The organism is Micrococcus sp. HMSC31B01 (genome assembly GCF_001816085.1).
In the GTDB taxonomy this organism is placed as follows: domain Bacteria; phylum Actinomycetota; class Actinomycetes; order Actinomycetales; family Micrococcaceae; genus Micrococcus; species Micrococcus luteus.
Window position 1 is genome coordinate 1 of record NZ_KV824833.1, and the last position, 905, is coordinate 905.

Annotated in this window: 2 protein-coding genes; both read left to right on the top strand. The window is 76.2% G+C overall.

Annotated features, from left to right (window positions below; all coding sequences use genetic code 11):
* On the top strand, positions 1 to 422 hold a 422-nt coding region (locus HMPREF3105_RS00495), incomplete at its 5' end, for a dihydrodipicolinate reductase C-terminal domain-containing protein (RefSeq protein ID WP_305791310.1).
* A partial coding sequence (locus HMPREF3105_RS00500) for a hypothetical protein (protein ID WP_070708513.1) occupies positions 415 to 905 on the top strand: 491 nt, incomplete at its 3' end. The genes HMPREF3105_RS00495 and HMPREF3105_RS00500, both read left to right, overlap by 8 nt.

Genomic DNA, 905 nt, shown 5'->3' on the forward strand with positions numbered 1-905 from the left:
GCTCGGTGCTGGCCTCGGCGTTCGCCGCGCAGGCGGCGCGGTACTTCGAGTCCGTCGAGCTCGTCGAGCTGCACCACCCGGACAAGGTGGACGCCCCGTCGGGCACGGCCGTGCGGACCGCCGAGCTCATCGGCGCGGCCCGGGACGCGGCCGGCGTGCCCGTCTCCCCGGACGCCACCGAGCACGACCCGGACGGCGCGCGCGGTGCCGTCGTCCACGGCGTGCACGTGCACGCGGTGCGCCTGCGTGGCCTGGAGGCGCATCAGGAGGTGCTGCTGGGCGGGCCGGGCGAGCAGCTCGTGGTCCGGCACGACGCATTCGACCGCGGCGCCTACATGCCGGGCGTCGTCCTCGGCCTGCGGACCGTGGCCTCCCGCCCGGGTCTGACCTACGGACTGGACGGATACCTGGATCTTGGCTGAGCCCTCCCGCACTCCCGACGACGGCGCCGTGGGCCCGACCGAGCACGCCGCCCGTGCCCGCCGCTCGACCGTGATGAGCAAGGTGTGGGTCGGCTTCGTGTCCCTGCTCGTGCTGCTGTTCGCCGGGTTCGCCCTCAACGCGTCCGTCGCGCTGGTGCGCGCCCCGCAGCCGCTGGCCAAGGCGATCGGCGTGGGCGTCATCCTCGTGGTGCTGGTGACCGTGGCCGTCCTGGCCCGCGAGGTGTGGTTCGGCCGCCAGACCGAACGCCTGGCCGACCAGCTCGAGGCCGAGGGCGGACTGCCGGAGGACGACCTGCCGCGCTCGCCGGGCGGCCGGATCGACCGGGAGGCCGCCGACGCCCAGTTCGAGCTGTACCGGGTGGAGGCCGAGGCCGCACCGCGCGACTGGCGCGCCCGCTACCGCCTCGCCCTGGCCTACGACGCCTCGGGCGACCGCCGCCGCGCCCGCGAGGCGGCCCGGGA